Below are 19,085 nucleotides of genomic sequence, written 5' to 3' on the forward strand. Positions count from 1 at the left end.
AGTATGCGGAACAAGCCGCCCAGGGATGAACGAACACAAACGCATTGATCGCTGCCCCACAGAATCCTGCCCACCGTCTCATTTCCTTGCCTTTGAGACAGGTTGCGAGGCGCCTCGAATTGGGTGATGCACGTCGGCGACACCCTCTGGAAATAGCTTCTGACCTGCGGTTATGCCTTGACAATGGCCATCAGGTCCGGTAAGATGAGATATGAGAGCGGGGAGACTCGCTAACTACGAAAGAGGGAGTTTGTATAAGAAGATAATAAAAAGCACGTTCGATGCGTACGACATGTTCAACCTAGCTATGGTGATCCTCGGGGCGTTCGGCGTCTCGGTAGGATGGGCCACCGTCGCGACGTCGCTACCGGTATCGATCCCAATATTGATACTGCAGACGGCGTGGAAGTACAGGAAAGACATCGCGAGGTTCGTCGAGCGGATTCGCCGGCGGATGAGATAGTGCCGATAGAGAAACCCCCTGGCAGTGGGACTACCAGGGGGTTTCTCATGTCCGGTCAGGCGTCGGGGTCGACGACACCTTCGGGGCGTACAGATATGCGATGTGCACAGCGTCAGCGAGGCATCAATCCGGAGCGTCAGGCCAGCGTCGCCAGGCTCGGTGCCGCAGCGGTGTTGTGGGCAACAATGGCGACGTGAGCCCAGGCAGAACCAACAGTCCACGCGGTGTGCTCGAAGACGCTGGTGCAGCGACCCAGAGCGCGGCTACCTACAGCAACGCCCCGGCAACGAAACTCCGTTGCCGACGCACAAGCCGATCGCTCGCCACGCACCACACGCACTCGCGAACCGCAGCCTCAAGTCGGATGGGAAGCCGCGGCGGCCAGGTGCGCATCCGGACGACCCGCCAGTAAACCCGTTTGGGCGATTCGCCCCCGGGATCGGTCGCGGTGGATCGATCGGTTGGTGCGGACTTTGCTCGTAGGAGCGTGACAGAATCTCCCCATGTTCCGCATCGCCGCGATGGCTGTCCTCGTAGCAGCCGGTGTCCTCACCGCTGCCTGCTCCAACGGCGATCCGCTCGAACAGGCATCGAATTCCAGTGCAGAAAGCGGCGTGAGCTGGGATTCCCTTCGCACTAGGTACGCCTACGCGCTCAAGAACGAGGACTGCACAGGGGAGTGCTTCAAATACATCGACCACCACGTTCGCAAGATGCAGGTGGACATCCCCGATCTACCTCCAGGATCACCTCGAAGCGAGCTCGGCATGCATGTCGAGAACTGGATCAAGATCAGCGACAAGCACGAAGAGTGCATTGCCGCCGACATCGACACTTATGAGCAGTTCACCCAACTTGAGGAAGACTGCCAGGACAAGTATGAACCGGATGCCGTAAGACTGTGGAGCAGCATCCGCTCGATCATCGATCGCGCGTAACAACCGACTCGCTGTCACACGTAGGTACCGCAATCGCAACTACCCGACCTGCGGCCTGCAACGATACGGAATTTCAGCGGAGACGGCATGCGTCCACAGGCGTCAGTTGATGCGCTACTCCGGAATCAGGTCTTCTTCCCGCATCGGAAACCGGTACCCCTCGGGGATTCCGTCGACCGATTCGAGGACGAACCGGCCCTCGTCAGCTACGTCGACAATTCTGAACACCGACGCACCTGCCGGACGGATCCGGACACGATCCTCACGATCTGCACAGTCATGTTTCTTGTTCCACAGTCTGGCGTGGTGAGCACACGTGTTTCGGATGTAGTTGAGGGCGCTCTTGTCATGAATGTGGATGAGCCCCCGTGTGATATGGAAGGTCAAGGGCGACCGGTCCACACGTGAGCATGACCATCGCAAGCGCATTCTCCGCGGTGTGGAATCCGTAGGCCCGGCGGATGACCAACCGGACCTTGTTGTTCAGGCCCTCGTGGCGTCCGTTGGCCAACCCCCGGGTGACGGCCGCGAAGATGCCATCGAGATGCTTCCGGATCGTGCGGCCGACCTTGACGAACTGCGGGATGCGGCACCGCTGCGCCCACGAACACCATCGTCCGAGCATGGCGTGCACCTGATCGGCGTCGAGGTCACCGGCGAACACCGCCCGCAGGGCCTCCTTCAACTCGTAGGCACGCACCAGAGCACCACCGTGGCGTTTGAGTGAATCGAGGGTCGATTCCTGTTTGGCGGTGAGCTTTTCCGGGTTCTTGAGCAACACCCACCGAGCCCCCTTGTAGGTTTTCGCGACCTGCGTGTCCGACAGGGTGCGCGCCAATTGCCACTGTCGACGGCGCACGTCGCCCCGCGCGGCGGTGGCCAGTTTGACGACGTGAAACGGATCGAAGCAGATCGTTGCCTGCGGGGCGTGGGCGCGCACCGACTTCCGATACGCCGGCCCCAGATCCATCGACACCGCTTCGATCTTCTCGGCCCCACCGTCGGGCAGCGCGTCGGTGAAGAACTCGTCGAGCGCGGCCGCGTTCTTGCCTTCGGTACCCCACACGATCGTTCCGGACTCGTGGTCGGATACCAGGGTCAGATACTTGTGGTGCCGACGCCACGATATTTCGTCGACGCCGATGTCGACCAGATTCGCCAGCCGGTCCGGGTCGAGTTTCTCGGCGGCGACCCGGCTGCACATCGCGCCGACGGTGCGCCAGGTGACGCGGCAGAAACGGGCCACGGTGGATTTGTCGGTCTTGGTGGCCAGCCATACCGCCAGGTCCTCGAAGTCGCGGGTGAACTTCGATCCGGGGCGGGCGAAGTCCACTGCCTCGGCCAGCCCCCCGTGTTCGGGGCAGTGCAGTCGTCGGCGTCGTAGGGTGAGCACACAGATGCGTCCGCCCAGGTCCAGGTGCCGCCACGACGAATCCACGTCGCGGGTGTCGTAGCGGTGACGGGTCGAGAATGCGCAGTGTGGGCACTGCATCCGGCGGTGTTTCGGGTGGACCTCGACCACGACGCGACCGTCGGTGATCTCGACGTCACGGACGGTGGTGCTCGGCAGGGCCAGCAGTTGGTTCAGTAGGGTGGTGGCGCGCACGGGTCGGCTCCGGTGGGTGGATGAGTGTAGGAGCTTTCGACCTTACGGGCGGCCCGTGCGCCCATCCTCACTGCTGCTCGTCGTAGCACATGCTCGGTCATCCACATTCAGAGCAATAGATCCGAAGTTCCGTCGTGTCAACGGGCACCTGCACCTGCCGGCGCTGCGTGCCGCGCTCGACCGGGAGGTGATGGTCGTGCACACTGATCGGGTGAGCGTCGCCTGATTCTCACAGGGGCCACTGCCGAAGTTCCACGGACTTCGGGACATCCTCCTGAGAATGACCGAGGACGAATTGCACATCGGTCAACGGCACGTTCGGGTCCTCGGCCATGCGATAGGCAGCGGTATGACGCAGTGCATGCAAGGTGGCCGAGCTGCCGGCTCGTGTTCCGGCGTGTTCGAACATCCGGTGCACGGCGTGGTAGGTCAGAGGCCGAGCCGGAGCACGCAAGGTCCACCACAGTGGTTGCCGGGGTCCCTTTGGGACCCGGCCGGCCGCTTCGAGTTGATACAGGCGCAGCCACACGAGCGCATCACTCGATGCAGGTAGCTGCTGCATTTCTCGAGTCCCCTTGCGCACCACCGTAATCAGTTGCCGTCCTGGATCGACCCTGCCCTGTGTGACCGACAGTAATTCCGATGCGCGAGCGCCGGTAGAGACATAGAACGCCACCAATGCTCGATCACGATGCGACGGCAGCCGGGCGAAGATCTCGTTGAACTCGTCGTCGGGAACCGCCCTCGGTATCCGAGACGGCACCGTCGGGCGATACACGCCCGTGCGCTCGTTCACGTACGGGTCCATCGGATTGTGGTGCGCGTGTGCTCGCCAACCGTGCGCCGACCGACCCGACGGAAACGGATTGATGATCGGTCCACGCGCTGATTCGAGATGAAACTGGTAGAAGCAGCAACACCGTCTCGGAATGCGCCCGGACCGACGCCGAGTAAGGCTTCCCACTCGATGCCGCGGACTGCTCGGACGATCCGGTTCGCCAATGCGGCCGGATCGGTTTGCCTGCCAACAGCATCCACCGACAGAAGTCGCGCGCTTCGCGCTGCGTCGCCGAACTCCACGCGACGTCGATCGCCCACAGGAAACGGAACCAGCGCAGCAGATCCATCCCATACGAGCGAACCGTCGCATCCGAGCAGCCCCGCGCCTGCAAATCCTGAAAGTAGATTGCGACCGCCTCGACCGGCGCCCCGTGCGGATCGATTAGATCCACGGGCTGCCATCGGTCGTCGGTCGTGCGAAGCGAGCCCCGCAACGGGACCGTCAACTCAGCGAGGTTTCGCGCAGAATCTTCGTCGATCGGCACAGTCGTGACCATAGACCTCAACCACAGAAACCGTCTGCTACCTGCTGAAACTCGTGTCCTAGTTCAGTCAACTCGAATGTGACGCGCTGTCCGACGCCGTCACCGTTGGTGATGTTGCTGCTTGTGGGCAAGAGCAGAAAGCTGTTCGGTCCGCCGAGGGAGTCGTACTTGACTCGGATCTTGCCGCAGACTTGGTACTGCCATGCCGGGAAGTAGGTCATGCAGTCCGTGGGTGCCGCGGCAGCGAGAACGTTGGTGGCACCGGCGCTGCGGGCTGTGCGGGAGCGTGACGCTGCGAGGAGTTTTCGCCTCGGCGATCTCGGCCTTGTCGGCGTCTTCCTTGGTGTAGCCCTCGGGTAGTTCTTGGCGGTCTGAACGCATCTTGCCAGGCACGATCGTGGAATTGGGGTTCTCGGTAGGTGTCCACTCCGCCCAGGTCGACAAGAAGCTCGGCCGTGCATCGTCTGCTCGTGTCGTGGCGATCGCGGCGAAGAAGACGAGCAACGAAAAGAACGACGTCGGCCCCGAGGCTCTCGCAAGCTGACACGCCGTCGACGTCGACAATCGTGAATACCGACGTACCGTCCGGCCGGACGCGGACGCGTCCACCCAACTTCACAAGCGAGCGGGGTTCGCCGATTCTTGACGGTCTGGTCACCGGAACTGGAGCCCGTTCGACGATCGAGCAGAAATAGCGATAGCTGCCACAGCTACCGCACATCGAGCGTATCGAAAGTGTGTGCGAAAAGCTGCGGTGCGGGTGAACATGCCGTCGCGCGCCAGTGCACTCCTCGTCCTCGGCCACTCTCTCTCGGGTTGGTTACACACTTTCAGGTGCCTACTTCCTGAGAGTGAGTTACGCCACGATCATGGTCGTGGGTAGCGACAAGCGCCACCCGTGACCAAGGACAAGGCGAACGAGATGGAACCACTCAGCACCGCACTTCCCGGTGGCACTTGGACTTTCGGCGACTCTCCCATCACCAGGTTCGGCTACGGTGCGATGCAGCTCGCAGGCCCATGGGCAATGGGGCCACCCGCCGACCGTGATGCCGCGCTTGCCGTGCTCCGCGAGGCCGTCGACGCCGGTATCACCCACGTCGACACCAGCGATGCGTACGGCCCCCGATTCACCAACGAGTTGATCCGCGAAGCCCTGCACCCGTATCCCGATTCGTTGGTCATCGCCACCAAGGTCGGGGCGAACCGCGACGCGCTGGGCGGCTGGCCCACCGCCCGGCGACCCGAGGAACTCCGCGATCAGGTCCAGGAAAACCTCCGATCACTCGGCGTCGAGGTCCTCGATCTCGTCAACTTGCGCATGGGCGATGCCAACGGTCTCCGACCCGGTTCTCTCGCCGAAGCGTTCGGAACTCTCGTCGAACTTCAGCAGGAGGGCCTGATCCGGCGCTTGGGGCTCAGCAATGTCGGTCCTGAGCAGGTCGACGAAGCCGAGGGCATCGCCCCGATCGTGTGCGTACAGAACATGTACAACCTCGCGCACCGCTACGACGACAACCTCATCGACCGACTCTCTGCGCAGGGTATCGCCTACGTCCCGTTCTTCCCACTGGGAGGTTTCGCGCCGCTGCAGTCCGAGACGCTCTCCGGGGTCGCCGAGCGGCTCGGGTCGACACCGACGTCGGTGGCACTCGCGTGGTTACTGCAGCGCTCCCCGAACATCCTGCTCATCCCCGGCACATCAGCGAGGGCGCACCTACACGAGAACATCGACGGCGCAGCCCTTGCGCTCCCCGAAGACGCTGTGGCCGAGCTCGACCGGATCGGCCGCTGACGCCCGGGTACGAGATCCGGAAAGGAGTCGGCGAGGTTTTCACCTCGCCGGCCCCTTTCTGTTGCCGGTGGACGATTCCGATCAGAACTCGATCTCGATGCGCTCGCTGATCGGACGCGCCTGGCACGCGAGCACGTATCCGCTCGCGATGTCCTCGTCGTCCAGGATCGCGGAGTCGGGCATGTCGACCTTGCCGGACACGACCGTGCACGCACACGAACCGCATTCGCCTTCCCGGCACGAGTACGGCACGTCGAGGCCCTTGGACAGCATGACGTCGACGAGGGTCGCAGACCGCGGCCAGGTCAGTTCGTGGTCGTCGCCGTCGAGGCTCACCTGCACGGATGAGGTGTCCTCGTCGTCGGACACCTCCACTGGGGTGATCTCGGCGAACGGATCGCCCGACAGCGAGGTGAACACCTCGGCCTGGATTCGGCCCGACGGCATCCCGGCCGCGCCGAGCCCCTCGCGCACCGCATCCATGAACGGCTGCGGACCGCACATGTACGCGTGATGCTCGGTGTACGGCGAGAGCAGCGCCGTGAGCTGACCCGTGACGGGCAGGCCCTGCACGGTCTCGAGCCAGTGCAGCGCGGTGAAGGCGCCGGGGTAGCGGACCGCCAGGTCGCGCAGTTCCTGCGCGAAGATGACGGATTTCTCGTCGCGGTTCGCGTAGAACACGACGATGTTGCGGTTGCCCGCCGCGAGCGCCGACTTGAGGATCGACATCACCGGCGTGATTCCGCTGCCCGCCGCGCACAGCAGCAGCTTGTCGTCCAGGCTGCGCGGCGTGAATACGCCGGCCGGTGGCAGCACCACGACCTCGTCACCAGCAGAGACGTTGTCGCACAGCCAGTTCGATCCGTACCCGTTGGCGGTGCGCTTGACGGTGACCTTGAGTTGCTCGTCGCTGTGCGGTGAACTCGCGAGCGAGTAGCACCGTGCCACCGAGCCCGTTCGATCGCTCGGGATGCGGAGGGTCAGGAACTGGCCGGGCTTGTAGGTGAACCGTTCTCTCTGGTCTGCGGGGATGTCGAAGACCAGCGAGCACGCGTCGGCGGTCTCCTGTACGACAGCGGCCACGGTAACCGCCACCGCGTGCGTGCTCACTGCCGTCTGAACGGATGTCATCGTGGCTTCCTTCGATGCGGGAAAAAGGTGTATGGATCACGGTAATGGGAACATCGACAACGACGAACGGCTCTCCCGATGGTTGGGACACCAAGCAGGAGAGCCGAAGTCGAGTGAACGCGATCCGGTGCGCTCAGGTGAGGGTGCTCTCGTGCACCGACCGGTCGAACTCTGGCAGTGCAGCTCCGTCGCGGAGCTTGGTTGCCAGCGCGGGATCGGCGAGATGGAGGCGGCCGATGGCGATGAGGTCGAATTCGTCGTCGGAGAGCCGGCGTTCGAGCTCGGGAATGTTGTCGTCGGTGGGAGCGACGCCGGCGAGACGGCTCTCCCGAAGGCTGGCGCCGATGCCGACGCTGCCGACCGCCATGGACATCGCGCCGGTCAGCTTCTTGGCCCACCCGGCGAGCGACAGGTCGCTGCCTTCGAAGGCTGCGACGTCGAATCGGCGGATACTCGCGTCGAACACGTCGACGCCGGCGTCGGCCAGCGCAGTGAGGATCGTCTTCAGCTCGTCGGGGGTCTGAGCGATCCGTGCGGTGAAGTCTTGCTGCTTGTGCTGGGAGAAGCGGAAGAAGATCGGTGCGTCGTCGCCGATCGCCTTTCGGATCGATGCCACCACGGTGCTGGGGAAACGGGTACGGCGCTCGAGATCGCCGCCCCACTCGTCGTCACGTTGGTTGGTGGAGTCCCACAGGAACGAATCGAGCAGGTAGCCGTGACCACCGTGCAGAGCGATGCCGTCGAACCCGACCTCTCGGGCGTTGCGAGCCGCCTGGGTGTAGGCAGCGATCACGTCGGCGATGTCCTCGCCGGTCATGGCGCGGCACGGGGGCGTGGCCCGAGCCACGTACTCGTCGGAATAGGAGGTCACACCCGGCTCACCCCACAGGCCGGAAGGACGCATCGGGGTGAGATCGGGATCGACGTCGCCGGCCATTGCGCCCCAGAGCGGTCCGACGTGCCACAGCTGCGGGACGATCTTGCCGCCCTCCGAATGGACTGCGTCGATCACCCGCCGCCAGCCCTCGAGTGCGTCGTCGCCGTACATGCGGGGGACGCGCGTGTTGTCCATGGCCGTCGGATGCTCGATCGCGGTGCCCTCGGTGATGATCAGTCCGGTGCCGCCGGCGGCGCGTCGCCGGTAGTACTCGGCGACGTCGGCTCCGGGTACGCCGCTGGGGGAGTGTGAGCGCGTCATCGGCGACATCACGATGCGGTTGGGCAGTTCCAGCGATCGGACCGACAGAGGGCGGAAGAGAGGGGACAGCGTTCGAGTCATGTGCGAGTGGTGCTTTCGTCGATATCGGACAGGGGAGGGGAGTCGAACGCAGCGCCGATCTCGGGTGCGAGATCGCGCAGCGCATGCAACTGATCGCAGTAGTGCTCGATGCCGGTGGCGGAGATGGCCGTGCTCACGATCGTCGCTCCGGCCTGCCTGCGGCGGTCGAGTGCGCGCAGGGTCCGGTCGCGCGACCCGAGTGGGTCGAGGGATCTGCTCGGGGAGAGTACGACCTCGAATCCTGGGGGGAGCTCGGTTTTCTGCAGCATCGTCTCGGTCTGTTCCAACGTGAGGCCGAACGGCAACCAGCCGTCGCCGAGCGTTGTCGCGCGTCGCAAGGACCTTGCTGTTCGCCCGCCGATCCAGAACGGAACACGCGGCTGGATCGCATGCGGCCTGACGTAGACGTCGGCGAAATCGTAGTAGGTGCCGTGAAACTCGGGTGTCGGTGTCGACATGCAGGCGCGCAGAGCGGTGAGGGCTTCGTCGGCGCGTGCGCCGCGGTCGGCGAAGGGCGCGCCGAGGAGGTCGAATTCTTCTTCGAGGCTTCCGACTCCCAACCCGAGGACGAGCCGGCCGCCGCTGACGGTGTCGAGGGTGCCGTACCGCTTCGCGATCTCGAGGGGATGGTGATAGCCGAGGACGAGGACGCGGGTGTTGAGCCGGATCCGTGAGGTGCGCGCGGCGAGGTAGCCGAAGGTCGCCAAGGGATCCCAGTAGACGCCGCCGCGTTCGGCTGCGACGTCTGTCGGTACGGCGACGTGTTCGCTGCAGGTGAGGTGGTGGAATCCGAGGCTGTCGGCTGTCTCCGCGACACGTGCGAGTTCGACGATGCCGGCATCGCGTTCCCACTCGGCGAGTGTGGCCGGGTGGCCTATCACCACAGGTGACGTGATCCCTATGTACATCCGATCGATCACCTCGAACCGACTTGGGCGCGGCAGCGCGGGGTGGACACGTGCTCGTCCTATTCGACTTTTCTACCCGGCGAGCCAGGGCGGGCCACGCGATCTCCTGCTCAGTGGGACGTGTCGAGGCAATCGTGGCCGGGTGGATTCGGTGAGTGGGCGACGCAGCGCACGGTGGCGGTACTTGTGTTATCGGTGCCCGCTGGGTGATACTAGTCACGTCGGCACAAGAATGAATTTCAGTTTTGCTTGTTCACCCAGGTAGAGGCAAGTTTCGGAGAGGAAGAAACGATGGTGCAGTCCGCAGAGATGCAGGCCGTTGCAGTGCAGAGCGCGACCGTGCAGAACACCTCGGAGTCCAAGCGTGAGCTTCCGGCGTCGATGGTCGAGCGCATGACGCTGATCCTCGACGCATTCGACGGTGCCGGTTCGCGTCTGACACTCGAAGAGGTGGCGTGCCGCACCGGTCTGCCCCGCTCGACCGTCCACCGCATCCTCGACCAGATGGTCCGTCTCGAATGGGTCGACCACGCCTCCTTCGGCTACTGCCTCGGGCGCCGCGCGAAGTCGCTCGGCGCAAGCGACAACGGTCACAGTCGCATCCGGGAGGCCTCGGCACCGCTCCTCCATGAACTCCACCTGCAGACCGGCATGGTCGCGCACCTCGCGATCCTCGATCGCGGCGACTGCATCTACCTCGACAAGATCGGTGGCCAGCTCGCCACCACCCTCACCTCGCGTGTCGGCGGCCGCGTCCCCGCGTACATCACCGCGTGCGGCAAGGCGATCCTCGCCGGCCTCGAGCCCGAGCACGTCGATGCGTTCTACGGCACCCACCTCGTGCGACGAACCGAACGAACGATCCCCGACCTCGCCACCCTCCACCAGGAACTCGGCCGTATCCGGCAGCGCCATGGCCTGGCCTTCGAAACCGGCGAAGCTCAGAACGGCATGGCATGCGTCGGGGCAGCAGTGCGTAGCCCGGTCGGCCCGGTCGCGGGAATCTCCCTGTGCGGGCCTGCACGCCCGGGCCATCTCGAGCGTGTCGCGCCGCTGGTCGCCGACGCCGCCCGCGACATCTCCCGCATCCTGCATCCCGAACTCGGTACCCCGCGACGCGCCCGCCGTGTCACGGCCGAGCCCACACAGTCGTGGTCACCGCAGGCGATGGAACGGTTGGTCGCGACCCAATCCGGGCAGTGGATGTAAGTGAAATCGTCTCAATGAACGGGAGCCTCGGCGCACTGTGAACGGCATCACTGGGAATGTCGAGGGTATGACGACGGAACTGACGCAAGAAGGCACCGCACGCGAACTCGCGACCGATCGTGGAGTTCTTCGCTACCACGAGGCTGGAGATGGCCCCCCGCTCCTGCTGCTGCACGGCTCGGGCCCGGGTGTGACGGGATGGCGGAACTACCGCGGCGTCCTCGCGGACTTCGCGGAACACTACCGCTGTCTCGTCCTCGAGTTCCCCGGCTTCGGCGTCAGCGACCCGTGCGACGGCCACCCCATGGCGATGGCCAAGTTCGCGGTCAAGGATTTCCTCGACGGCCTCGGCCTGTCCGATGTCGCGATCGTCGGCAACTCGATGGGCGGCATCGTCGCAACCCAGTTCGCCATCGCCGAACCCGAGCGCGTGAACAAGCTCGTCACGATCGGCGGTGCAGGTCGTTCGGTGTTCGCGCCCTCGCCGGGCGAGGGCATCCGGTTGCTCATGGAATTCACCGACGACCCCACCCGCGAGAAGCTGGTTCGCTGGCTGCGCTCGATGGTCTTCGACCCCGCGATCGTCACCGAGGAACTCATCGAGGAGCGCTGGGCGCTGGCCACCGAGCCGAAGACTCTCGAGATCGCCCGTCGCATGTACGGCACCGAGGCGTTCGCGGCGGGCGCGCGTGCCGCCGCAGCGTCGAATGACACGCCGTACTGGGCGCAGCTCGGAAAGATCAAGATCCCCACACTGCTCACCTGGGGCCGCGACGACCGCGTGAGCCCCGTCGACATGGCAATGCTGCCGATGCGGGAACTGCCGCGCGGTGAACTGCACGTGTTCCCGAACTGCGGACACTGGACCATGATCGAAGCCCGCGAGGCGTGGCTGGCAACAGTCCTCGCCTTCCTGAAGCGGAACGACACCTGACCCGCCGAACTCTCAGCGGCTCACCGAATTCCCGCTGAGCGGAAAATTCGCACACAGTGGTCGCCGATCCTCCACCGTAGGGATCATCATTTCCCGTCGCTCCGCTCGCCCGTAGCCAGGTCGAGACGGTAAGCGGCCTGACACCACCTCGCCCGGTCAGCCTCCGGGCATCAGATCAGAAAGCTGGAGAGAAAATGGGACAGGTTCTCGACTCCATCTCGCCGTTCGCCGACGAGATCCGTGCCGACGGTGCAGAAGGCGACCAGCTCATGCGCCTGACCGACCGCAGTGCCAAGCGTCTGAAGGACGCAGGTGTCATCCGGATGCTGCAGCCCAAGGAGTTCGGCGGCCTCGAAGCACACCCGCGTGAATTCGCCGAAACCGCCATGGCGCTCGGCGCGATGGACGGCGCGACCGGCTGGGTCAGCGGCATCGTCGGTGTGCACCCGTGGGAGATGGCGTTCTTCGACCCCAAGGCGCAGCAGGAGGTCTGGGGCGAGGATCCCGACACCTGGATCGCATCGCCCTACGCCCCGATGGGTGTTGCCACGCCAGTCGACGGCGGATACATCCTCAACGGCCGCTGGTCGTTCTCGTCAGGTACCGACCACTGCCAGTGGGTCATGATCGGCGCGGCAATCGGCGACAAGGACGGCAACCGCCTGAACCCGCCGCAGGCCCTGCACGTACTGCTTCCGCGGTCGGACTACGAGATCGACCAGGACAGCTGGAACGTCGTCGGTCTGCGCGGTACGGGTTCGAAGGACCTGATCGTCAAGGACGCCTTCCTACCCGAGTACCGCACCCTGTCGGCTGCGCGCGTCATGGGTGGCGTCGCATGGAAGGACGCCGGACGCGACGAGACGCTCTACAAGTTCCCGTTCTCGTGCATCTTCCCCCTCGGCATCACGTCGTCGCTGGTGGGTATCGCCCAAGGTGCGCTCGATTGCTACATCGAGACCCAGCGTGAGCGTGTCACCGTCTCCGGTACCGCGATCAAGCAGGACCCCTATGTGCTCTCGGCTCTCGGTGATGCGGCGGCAGAGATCGCGGCATCGCGCGCGGCACTGCTCGAGACCGTGGATCGTTTCTGGGACATGACCGAGAAGGGCCAGGAAGTCACGTTCGAGCAGCGGGCGATCGGCCGCCGGTCCCAGACGGCCGCCGCCTGGCGCGCGGTGCGGGCAGTCGACGAGATCTTCTCCCGCGCGGGTGGTGGAGCCCTCCAGCTGTCGAACCCGTTGCAGCGTTTCTGGCGCGACGCGCACGCAGGTCTCAGCCACGCGATCCACGTGCCCGGGTCGATCTTCCACGCGGCGACCCTCACGCAGCTCGGCGGTGAGCCCGAGGGCGCCATGCGCGGAATGATCTAGAGCCTCCTGACCCCACAACTACGAAGGAATTTCGACATGACGGATATCCGGGGCCTGGGCTATCTCAGGATCCAGACCACAGACATCGCCCGGTGGCGCGAGCTCGTCGTCGACGGGCTCGGTATGGCGGTCGGCAACGGACCGGAGGCCGATGGCCTCTACCTGCGGATCGACGAGCGCCGGGCACGCTTGATCGTCCTTCCTGGCGACACCGACAAGGCACTCGCCGTCGGCTGGGAGGTGCGGGACCAGTTCGCGCTGCAGCGCGTGCGCGAGGTCGTCGAGAAGGCCGGCATCGAGGTGCAACTGCTCTCGGAGGAGGAGGCGACCTACCGGGACGCGGAACAGGTCATCGCGTTCGACGACCCGGGGGGAACCCGCGTCGAGGTGTTCTTCGGTCCGGTCCTCGACCACAGTCCGATCGTGACCCCGTTCGGTGGCCGCTTCCACACCGGTGAGGAAGGCCTCGGGCACGTCGTGCTGCCCATCGCGAACTTCGATGCGGAGTACGCATTCTACACCGAAGTACTCGGATTCCTTCCCCGCGGTGCCGTCCGGCTCGGTGGGCTGTCGGCGCCGCCTCCGGTGCGCCGCGTGCGTTTCCTCGGCGTCAACCGACGCCACCACAGCCTGGCGCTGTGCCCGGCACCTCCCGGCGGCGAACCGGGGCTCGTGCATCTGATGCTCGAGGTCGACACCCTCGATGCCGTCGGACAGGCCCTCGATCGCGTTCGGAAGCTGGGTTTCTCGATCTCGTCGACCCTGGGCAGGCACACGAACGACAAGATGGTCTCGTTCTACGTGCGTGCTCCGGGAGGCTGGGACCTCGAGTTCGGCACCGAGGGCATGCTCGTCGACGAAACCTTCTACACCGCAGAGGAAATCACGGCCGACAGCTACTGGGGCCACGACTGGTCCGATTCGGAACCGCTCGCGGCGTTCGCGCCACCGAAGAAGGACTGATCCAGCAAGGACCGACGCTGCACCCGACGATGTCACGACCGCTGCGCGGCGTGGCATCGTCCACTTTCACCGACAGGAGTTCGAGATGAGCAACGACGTACCGACGGCCGTGCGCGCGTTGCTCCCGGACATCGCCGAGCGGGCCGCCACGATCGACGAGACCAGGCGGGTCCCGGACACCGTGGTCGACGCACTTGCGTCGACCGGAGTGTTCCGGATGCTGCAGCCGCGCCGCTACGGCGGCGCCGAGACCGAACCGGTCCGGTTCTACGAGGTGGTGCGGGAAGTATCCGCGGCGTGCGGCTCGACGGGGTGGATCACCTCGGTGCTCGGCGTCCACCCGTGGCACCTCGCGTTGTTCGACGACCGTGCCCAGCACGACGTATGGGGTGACGACCCGTCGACGCTCGTGAGTTCGGCCTACGCGCCGGTCGGGCAGCTGACCCCGGTGGACGGTGGCTACGAACTCTCCGGCACCTGGATGTTCTCCTCCGGCTGCGAATACGCCTCGTGGGTACTGCTCGGTGCCGTCGTCACCGGACCGGAGGGCCGGCCCGTCGACTTCATGACGGTGCTCGTGCCGCGCACCGACTACGGAATCCGCGACGTGTGGAACGTGGTCGGGATGCGCGGTACCTGCAGCAACGAGATCACCGTCGACCGGGCATTCGTGCCCGATCACCGAGTCAAGAGCAACTTCGAGACCGCGAACTTGCGCGGTCCCGGTCAGAAGGTCAACACCGGCCCGCTGTACCGGCTTCCGTTCGGCGCATTGTTCGGCACGACGGTGAGCATGCCCGTCGTCGGAGTGGTCGAGGGCTGCTACGAGCACTATCTCGCTTCGATGCGCGAACGCGTCCGATTGAGCTTGGGCGGTGGACGATTCGTCGACGACCCGTTCGCGCAGACCTCGGTGGGACGCGCTGCGTCGGAGATCGATGCCGCGATCCTGCAGACCACCCGCAACCTGCGCGAACTGTGGGAGCATGCGGTCGACGGCCGGGAGATCCCGATGATGTTGCGCGCGCGTGCCCGCCGCGACCAGGTACGGGCGACCGAGCGCGCCGTCGAGGCGATCGACCTGTTGTTCAAGACGGCCGGCGGCTCGTCGCTGTTTCTGGGAAACATCGTCCAACGTGCCTGGCGGGACGCACATGCCGGAAGCGTGCACGTCGCCAACGAACCGGAACGCACACTGGCGCAGTACGGTCGGGCCGCGTTCGGACTTCCGGTCGAAGACAACCTGCTCTGACTTCACCGAACCGTATTCGAACGAAAGAGAGTGTCCCCTTGAGTAATCCGGATGCCCGGCCGGTCTCGGCCGACGGTATCGAATCCTGGGATCACGAAGCCGACGTCGTCATCGCCGGATTCGGCATCGCCGGTGTCGCCGCGGCGATCGGGGCGGCCGAGAGCGGGGCCGACGTCCTCGTCCTCGAACGCACCGGCGGCGGGGGAGGCGCGGCGGCACTGTCCGGCGGCATCGTCTACCTCGGCGGCGGCACCCGTCTGCAGCAGGCGTGCGGCATCGACGACACCCCCGAGAACATGAAGACGTTCCTCGCCGCGGCCCTCGGACCGGGGGTCGACGAGAAGAAACTCGACGTCTACTGCGACGGAAGTGTCGCGCATTTCGAGTGGCTCGAAGCCTGTGGCGTGCCGTACAAGGACGGGTTCTGGAACCAGCCGGGCTGGGAGATCCCGAACGACGATTCGCTGATGTACAGCGGCGGAGAGAACGCAGCGCCGTTCTCGACGCTCGCCCCGCCGGCACCGCGCGGGCACCTCGCGCAGGTGCCGATGCCCCGCACAGGTGAGCAGGGCGCAGGCCACGTCCTGATGACGACGCTCATCGCGAAGGCCGGAGCGCTCGGCGTCCGTGTCGAAACCGATGTGCGGATGCAACGCCTCGTCACCGACGCCGACGGCAGGGTCGTCGGGCTTGTGACGACCCGGTTCGGCAAGCAGATCGCCGTCCGTGCCCGCAAGGGCGTGGTACTCGCGACCGGATCGTTCGCGTACAACGACGAGATGATGCAGGCGTACGCTCCGCGGCTGTACAAGCGCCCTGCCGCGACGGTCGAGGAGCACGACGGACGCGGAATCCTCGTTGCACAGGCGCTCGGCGCCGGTCTCGCCCACATGGATGCGTGCGAGGTCGCGTTCTTCTGCGACCCGCAGTTGATGGCCCGCGGAATCCTCGTCAACGGTCGCGGCCAGCGGTACGTCCAGGAGGACACCTACCCGGGCCGGATCGGGCAGCTCACGCTGTTCGAGAACGACAATCAGGCGTTCCTCGTCATCGACCAGAAGTCGTACGAGGAAGGGATGGAGGCGCCCACCTCGAGTCCTCAGCTCAGGCGTCAACCGACGTGGGTGTGCGAGACGGTCGACGAACTCGAAGCCGAAATGGGCCTTCCTGCCGGTTCTCTCACATCGACGGTGGAGATGTACAACCGGCACGCCGCCGAGGGTTCGGATCCGGTGCTGGGCAAGAAGCCCGAGTGGGTCGCGCCGATCGGCTCACCGGTCGCGGCGATCGACCTCCGGGGAAACACGGGAGGCTTCACGCTCGGCGGGCTGCGGACGACGGTCGACTCCGAAGTTCTCCACGTCGACGGCACTCCGATCCCGGGGCTGTACGCGGCGGGACGGTGCACCTCGGGGCTCTCCGCCTTCGGGTACTGCAGCGGGATCTCGCTCGGCGACGGCAGCTTCTTCGGGCGTCGCGCCGGCATCCACGCCGCCACCTCGTAGGCCTCGTGGCCGTAGGTGCGGGCCGCCGGAGGGGCGGCCCGCACCGTCGTCAGTGGTCGAGGCCGAACGCGCCCCGGTAGAAGACCATGGGGCGTTCGTCCTCGAAGCATTCGAGTTCCAGGACCCGGCCGATGACGACGTCGTGGTCGCCGGCGGTGTGCACGTCGTGGATCTCGCAGTGCGCGCGCATGAGGACACCCGGAAGCGACGGGGTGTCCCACCGCGTCCGCTCCCAGTCGAGACCATCGAACTTCGCGCCGCGGGACGATCCGAAGCGCCCGCACAGGTCGGATTGTTCCTCACCCAAGACATTGATGGCGAAGCGTCCCGTCGGGCGGATCCGCGGCCAGGCACGGCCCCGGTGGTCGGCGCAGAACAGGATCAGCGGCGGCTCGAGCGACACCGACGCGAACGACTGGCAGGCGAAGCCGATCGGCCCGTCCTCGTCGAGGCCGGTGACGACGGTGACGCCGGTGGCGAAGCGCCCCATCGCATTGCGCATGTCGAGCGGTCCGGGGAGTTCGGATTCTGCTGCGAGGACCTGCGTCCGCGTCTGGGTGTACATGCGCCTCAACTCCGATTCATCTCGGGTCGCCTCGATCCGGCGACATTCGCGTGCCATGAATGTATGGACGACCCGGTAACCGGCCATCGTGGATTCTCGCTGAGCGGACTTATCGGCAGTTTTCGTCGCGTCGACGGCGCATCCGACGGTTCGTCTCGATGGGCGGGAGTAGTGGGCACGATGAAGTGAGGGACCGCTCGATGGGACAATCGTTGTCGATCGTCCGTTGTCGATCATCAGGAAAGGAGAGTTGTCGATGCCCAGAATCGGGGTGGCGCGAGATGGCGCCGAACCCACATCGGCCGAACAACGCGACCGGCACGAACGCATTCTCGACGCGGCGGCTCACCTCGCGACAGAGTTCGACCTGCCTCGGGTGCAGATGACCGAGGTCGCGAAACGGGCCGGTGTCGCGATCGGCACGCTGTACCGCTATTTCCCGTCGAAGACCCACCTGTTCGTGGGGGTGATGCTCGACCGGCTCGAACGGTTCAGCGGGTACACGCCCGTCAGCGACCCCGATGTGCCGGTGCAGGACGCGATCTGTGACGCGTTGATCGGGATGACCCGTGAAATGGTCGCTTACCCGTCGCTCGCGTTGGCGATGCTGCAGTCCAACAGCACCGCCGTGCCCTCGGCCGTGCCCGACACGGTCAAGATCGAGGCGAAGTTCCAGGACATTCTGCTCGCGACCGCCGGTATCGCCGATCCGACCGAGGGGGACAAGGACCTGCTGCGGTTGCTGTCGATGCTCTGGTTCGGGGTGATCACCGCGTTCCTCAACGGCAGGTCGACCACGGCCGAGGCGGAGGCGGACATCCGGCGCAGCTGCGATCTGCTGCTCGTCGAACTGAGCCCTCGCTCGAACTGAGTGCCCGCTCGGGGTGTATTCCGGATGCCCGCCGCCGTGGTGCAGGCAGGGTGTCCTCGGCCTATCGGCCTGAATCAGCAGCTCGCGCGGGATCGGGGAGCGCCGGGATCAGCGGCTGACCCTCGACCTCGATCCGATGAATCGTTCGTGGTGCCGACCCGTAATCGGTGATGGCATAGTGCAGGACGAAATGGTTGTCCCACACCGCGATATCGCCCGCGGACCAGCGCCAACGGCACACTGCCTCGGGGGCGGTGCTCGTCCGGTAGAGATGAGTGAGCACAGCCTCGCTCTCCGCCTCGTCGAGTTCGACGATGCGGTGTGTGAATGTCGGCGAGACGAACAGTGCGCGCCGGCCGGTGATCGGATGCCGATGTACCAGCGGATGTGTTGCGCCCGCCGGCCCCGACGGTAGACCGTGCTGGACGGTCAGCGGCTCGAGGAACCGCTTCATCGGCTCCGACAGCCGTTCGTAGGCATCGAACTGGCTTGCCCACATCGTGTCGCCACCGACCTCGGGCACTACCTGCATGTGGAGAATCGAGTACCGCGGCGGGGTCGGTGCCCAACTGACGTCGGCGTGCCATTTGTCGGCTCGCGTGCCGAAGCCGTTCTCCGTCGACAGGACGCTGATCTCCGGATAGCCGTCGCTCTTCAGTGTCGGGAGGTAATCGGGTGGGAAGCGGATCTCGCCCAATTGCCGAGCCAGCGTCAGGTGCCCCTCGCATCCGAGCGTCTGTCCGGTGAACACGACGACGCCTCGGTCCGCGAGTACCTCTCGCACTTCGTGAACCGTGTCCGCATCGAGAGGGTCGTGTAGGTCGATGCCGCGGATCTCCGCGCCGACGCGACCCGCCAGCGGTCGGACGACGAATCGTCTCTGTGCAGTCGGTGTACTCATGAATTTCTCCTCTACAAATACAACAAGTGTTTTAAAGACAAACACATGATGTAATTACGGTCAACGG

At 65.3% G+C, this 19,085-nt stretch carries 19 protein-coding genes; 11 read left to right on the plus strand and 8 right to left on the minus strand.

Translation table 11 applies throughout. The features are described 5' to 3' along the window. The first annotated feature begins 966 nt into the window (after nucleotides 1–966). Entirely contained in the window at nucleotides 967–1,401 is a 435-nt protein-coding gene (locus EV641_RS17460) for a hypothetical protein (RefSeq protein ID WP_054713744.1), read from the plus strand. A gap of 346 nt (nucleotides 1,402–1,747) precedes the next feature. Here EV641_RS17460 and EV641_RS17465 read toward each other — a convergent pair whose 3' ends face one another. Then, the gene (locus EV641_RS17465; RefSeq protein WP_054713742.1) at nucleotides 1,748–3,007 is read right to left on the minus strand and encodes an ISL3 family transposase; all 1,260 of its coding nucleotides are present in this window, start codon (nucleotides 3,005–3,007) and stop codon (nucleotides 1,748–1,750) included. A gap of 55 nt (nucleotides 3,008–3,062) precedes the next feature. On the opposite strand from EV641_RS17465, the gene EV641_RS29275 reads away from it, so the two are divergent. Beyond that, nucleotides 3,063–3,233 carry a hypothetical protein gene (locus tag EV641_RS29275; protein ID WP_158289185.1) on the plus strand — a complete coding sequence of 57 codons (171 nt, stop codon included), beginning with the start codon at nucleotides 3,063–3,065 and terminating at the stop codon, nucleotides 3,231–3,233. Nucleotides 3,234–3,236: 3 nt separating this feature from the next. On the opposite strand, the gene EV641_RS17470 is transcribed toward EV641_RS29275, so the two are convergent. Together EV641_RS17470 and EV641_RS29870 are read right to left on the minus strand one after the other, a co-directional pair. Then, the gene (locus EV641_RS17470) at nucleotides 3,237–3,803 is read right to left on the minus strand and encodes a site-specific integrase (protein ID WP_241997322.1); all 567 of its coding nucleotides are present in this window, start codon (nucleotides 3,801–3,803) and stop codon (nucleotides 3,237–3,239) included. Further along, nucleotides 3,694–4,344: a site-specific integrase gene (locus EV641_RS29870; protein ID WP_347238240.1), complete on the minus strand. Its 651-nt coding sequence runs from the start codon at nucleotides 4,342–4,344 to the stop codon at nucleotides 3,694–3,696. Before EV641_RS29870 ends, EV641_RS17470 begins: the two co-directional genes overlap by 110 nt. Before the next feature lie 391 nt (nucleotides 4,345–4,735). Between EV641_RS29870 and EV641_RS29515 the strand changes: the two genes are divergently transcribed. After that, nucleotides 4,736–4,876 carry a hypothetical protein gene (locus EV641_RS29515; protein WP_199233291.1) on the plus strand — a complete coding sequence of 47 codons (141 nt, stop codon included), beginning with the start codon at nucleotides 4,736–4,738 and terminating at the stop codon, nucleotides 4,874–4,876. Nucleotides 4,877–5,254: 378 nt separating this feature from the next. Further along, nucleotides 5,255–6,127 carry an oxidoreductase gene (locus EV641_RS17480; RefSeq protein ID WP_132473349.1) on the plus strand — a complete coding sequence of 291 codons (873 nt, stop codon included), beginning with the start codon at nucleotides 5,255–5,257 and terminating at the stop codon, nucleotides 6,125–6,127. 81 nt (nucleotides 6,128–6,208) lie between these two features. On the opposite strand, the gene EV641_RS17485 is transcribed toward EV641_RS17480, so the two are convergent. From EV641_RS17485 to EV641_RS17495, 3 genes are all read right to left on the minus strand, one after another. Further along, complete coding sequence (locus tag EV641_RS17485; RefSeq protein WP_054713734.1) at nucleotides 6,209–7,258, minus strand: ferredoxin--NADP reductase; 1,050 nt, start codon at nucleotides 7,256–7,258, stop codon at nucleotides 6,209–6,211. A 133-nt stretch (nucleotides 7,259–7,391) separates the two neighbouring features. Further along, on the minus strand, nucleotides 7,392–8,537 hold the full coding sequence (locus EV641_RS17490) for an NADH:flavin oxidoreductase (RefSeq protein WP_054713732.1): 1,146 nt from the start codon (nucleotides 8,535–8,537) through the stop codon (nucleotides 7,392–7,394). Beyond that, on the minus strand, nucleotides 8,534–9,445 hold the full coding sequence (locus EV641_RS17495; protein WP_132473351.1) for an LLM class F420-dependent oxidoreductase: 912 nt from the start codon (nucleotides 9,443–9,445) through the stop codon (nucleotides 8,534–8,536). Before EV641_RS17495 ends, EV641_RS17490 begins: the two co-directional genes overlap by 4 nt. A gap of 309 nt (nucleotides 9,446–9,754) precedes the next feature. On the opposite strand from EV641_RS17495, the gene EV641_RS17500 reads away from it, so the two are divergent. The 6 genes from EV641_RS17500 (at nucleotide 9,755) to EV641_RS17525 (ending at nucleotide 16,681) form a co-directional block, all read left to right on the plus strand. Beyond that, nucleotides 9,755–10,654, plus strand: a complete 900-nt coding sequence (locus EV641_RS17500) for an IclR family transcriptional regulator (protein WP_054713750.1) — start codon at nucleotides 9,755–9,757, stop codon at nucleotides 10,652–10,654. A gap of 67 nt (nucleotides 10,655–10,721) precedes the next feature. Beyond that, nucleotides 10,722–11,588 (plus strand): alpha/beta fold hydrolase, encoded by an 867-nt coding sequence (locus EV641_RS17505; RefSeq protein WP_054713748.1) that lies wholly within the window; start codon nucleotides 10,722–10,724, stop codon nucleotides 11,586–11,588. Nucleotides 11,589–11,782: 194 nt separating this feature from the next. Then, the gene (locus EV641_RS17510) at nucleotides 11,783–12,961 is read left to right on the plus strand and encodes an acyl-CoA dehydrogenase family protein (RefSeq protein ID WP_132473353.1); all 1,179 of its coding nucleotides are present in this window, start codon (nucleotides 11,783–11,785) and stop codon (nucleotides 12,959–12,961) included. 36 nt (nucleotides 12,962–12,997) lie between these two features. Further along, entirely contained in the window at nucleotides 12,998–13,924 is a 927-nt protein-coding gene (gene bphC, locus EV641_RS17515) for a biphenyl-2,3-diol 1,2-dioxygenase (RefSeq protein WP_132473355.1), read from the plus strand. Nucleotides 13,925–14,009: 85 nt separating this feature from the next. After that, nucleotides 14,010–15,176, plus strand: a complete 1,167-nt coding sequence (hsaA, locus tag EV641_RS17520) for a 3-hydroxy-9,10-secoandrosta-1,3,5(10)-triene-9,17-dione monooxygenase oxygenase subunit (protein WP_132473357.1) — start codon at nucleotides 14,010–14,012, stop codon at nucleotides 15,174–15,176. A gap of 38 nt (nucleotides 15,177–15,214) precedes the next feature. Then, nucleotides 15,215–16,681, plus strand: coding sequence for an FAD-dependent oxidoreductase (locus EV641_RS17525; RefSeq protein WP_132473359.1), 1,467 nt, complete (start codon nucleotides 15,215–15,217; stop codon nucleotides 16,679–16,681). Nucleotides 16,682–16,730: 49 nt separating this feature from the next. On the opposite strand, the gene EV641_RS17530 is transcribed toward EV641_RS17525, so the two are convergent. Beyond that, nucleotides 16,731–17,246 (minus strand): flavin reductase family protein, encoded by a 516-nt coding sequence (locus EV641_RS17530; RefSeq protein ID WP_054719564.1) that lies wholly within the window; start codon nucleotides 17,244–17,246, stop codon nucleotides 16,731–16,733. Between the two features lie 256 nt (nucleotides 17,247–17,502). Between EV641_RS17530 and EV641_RS17535 the strand changes: the two genes are divergently transcribed. Continuing rightward, nucleotides 17,503–18,117, plus strand: coding sequence for a TetR family transcriptional regulator (locus tag EV641_RS17535; RefSeq protein ID WP_132473361.1), 615 nt, complete (start codon nucleotides 17,503–17,505; stop codon nucleotides 18,115–18,117). A 61-nt stretch (nucleotides 18,118–18,178) separates the two neighbouring features. Here the strand turns inward: EV641_RS17535 and EV641_RS17540 are convergent, their stop codons facing one another. Next, a complete protein-coding gene (locus EV641_RS17540; protein ID WP_132473363.1) occupies nucleotides 18,179–19,018 on the minus strand; it encodes a TauD/TfdA family dioxygenase in 840 nt (279 codons plus the stop codon). Nucleotides 19,019–19,085: the final 67 nt, after the last annotated feature.

This window comes from Rhodococcus sp. SMB37 (genome assembly GCF_004345605.1).
Taxonomy (GTDB): domain Bacteria; phylum Actinomycetota; class Actinomycetes; order Mycobacteriales; family Mycobacteriaceae; genus Rhodococcus.

Coding starts and splice junctions, on each gene's coding strand:
- EV641_RS17500 (WP_054713750.1), top strand. CDS start 9,755: ATGCAGGCCGTTGCAGTGCAGAGCGCGACCGTGCAGAACACCTCGGAG.
- EV641_RS17490 (WP_054713732.1), bottom strand. CDS start 8,537: ATGACTCGAACGCTGTCCCCTCTCTTCCGCCCTCTGTCGGTCCGATCG.
- EV641_RS17495 (WP_132473351.1), bottom strand. CDS start 9,445: ATGTACATAGGGATCACGTCACCTGTGGTGATAGGCCACCCGGCCACA.
- EV641_RS17505 (WP_054713748.1), top strand. CDS start 10,722: ATGACGACGGAACTGACGCAAGAAGGCACCGCACGCGAACTCGCGACC.
- hsaA (WP_132473357.1), top strand. CDS start 14,010: ATGAGCAACGACGTACCGACGGCCGTGCGCGCGTTGCTCCCGGACATC.
- EV641_RS29870 (WP_347238240.1), bottom strand. CDS start 4,344: ATGGTCACGACTGTGCCGATCGACGAAGATTCTGCGCGAAACCTCGCT.
- EV641_RS17535 (WP_132473361.1), top strand. CDS start 17,503: ATGCCCAGAATCGGGGTGGCGCGAGATGGCGCCGAACCCACATCGGCC.
- EV641_RS17510 (WP_132473353.1), top strand. CDS start 11,783: ATGGGACAGGTTCTCGACTCCATCTCGCCGTTCGCCGACGAGATCCGT.
- EV641_RS17460 (WP_054713744.1), top strand. CDS start 967: ATGTTCCGCATCGCCGCGATGGCTGTCCTCGTAGCAGCCGGTGTCCTC.
- EV641_RS17540 (WP_132473363.1), bottom strand. CDS start 19,018: ATGAGTACACCGACTGCACAGAGACGATTCGTCGTCCGACCGCTGGCG.
- EV641_RS17530 (WP_054719564.1), bottom strand. CDS start 17,246: ATGTACACCCAGACGCGGACGCAGGTCCTCGCAGCAGAATCCGAACTC.
- EV641_RS17485 (WP_054713734.1), bottom strand. CDS start 7,258: ATGACATCCGTTCAGACGGCAGTGAGCACGCACGCGGTGGCGGTTACC.
- bphC (WP_132473355.1), top strand. CDS start 12,998: ATGACGGATATCCGGGGCCTGGGCTATCTCAGGATCCAGACCACAGAC.
- EV641_RS17480 (WP_132473349.1), top strand. CDS start 5,255: ATGGAACCACTCAGCACCGCACTTCCCGGTGGCACTTGGACTTTCGGC.